The following is an 888-nucleotide window of genomic DNA, read 5'->3' on the forward strand; positions in this document are numbered from 1 at the left end:
CCGGCTTCTTCTTGCTTGGCATAGATGCTCCTTTCCAACATGCTATGCCTCAAACACAAAATTCCTGACAGGCTCGCTGCCGACGATGCCGTTGATGACGTTGTTCGAGGGCGACCACCAGAAGCCCCGGTCGTTGTCGATCTTGGCGATCAGGCCAGCAACGCGTGCCGACACCGGTTCGGTCACCACCGCCCCGTTCTTCATGACCTTGACGTGCGGATCGACCACGTAGATGCGCGGCGAACCCCAGTCCTCGCGGTAGTCAATGGCGGCAGTGTCCGTCGTGTTGGGGCCGTCAGCGATGATCACCGCGCGCAGGCGCTCGGCAATGCCCCGCAGTTCCGCCACGACCGGATTCGCCAGCTGGCGGGTGTTGTCATCGGGATCAGTGGGGCGCTGGTGCGTAAAACCCGGGGCGATGAGGATGCGCGGCGTTACCTTGGCCACCGACTGGGCCGCCAGCAGCGCCTGCAGGCCGAGGTACTGGCCAGCCTCATCAACGCCGCCGATCACGTTGGTCTGCGTCTCGGCCTCGGTTGCGCCTTCCGCCACCCGGATCACGACGACCAGCGCACCGGCCTGATCGAAGATGCCGTCGATGGCCATGGGCAAGGTGCCGGTGCTACCCAGCTTGGCTGCTTCCATGCGAGAGCCGGCAATCAGCACCGGGGTGTTCAAGGGAAATCGCTGTTCATCCGCATCCGGGGCGGTGCCGACGAGGCCAATCACCGAGGATCGGACGGTACGAATGGGGCGGGGGCCGTTGTCGATTTCAACGACCTCGACCCCGTGAAGAAAGTGATCTGCCATAACGGTTCTCCAGAAACAAAAAATCCGCCCATGGGCGGAATAAATCGGGGGATGGGGTGATCGGCCAGTCGGTGGGTC

The 888-nt window shown here is 63.1% G+C and carries 1 protein-coding gene; it reads right to left on the bottom strand.

From position 1 onward, the window contains the following. Window positions 1-42: 42 nt before the first annotated feature. Window positions 43-810 carry a phage tail sheath subtilisin-like domain-containing protein gene (locus ACK4TH_RS12360; protein WP_409626879.1) on the bottom strand — a complete coding sequence of 256 codons (768 nt, stop codon included), beginning with the start codon at window positions 808-810 and terminating at the stop codon, window positions 43-45. Between the last annotated feature and the right edge of the window lie 78 nt (window positions 811-888).

The organism is Tepidimonas sp. (assembly GCF_046292505.1).
Taxonomy (GTDB): Bacteria; Pseudomonadota; Gammaproteobacteria; order Burkholderiales; family Burkholderiaceae_C; genus Tepidimonas.

Excerpts from the sequence above, each read along its gene's own strand:
- ACK4TH_RS12360 (WP_409626879.1), bottom strand. The coding sequence starts at position 810 with ATGGCAGATCACTTTCTTCACGGGGTCGAGGTCGTTGAAATCGACAAC.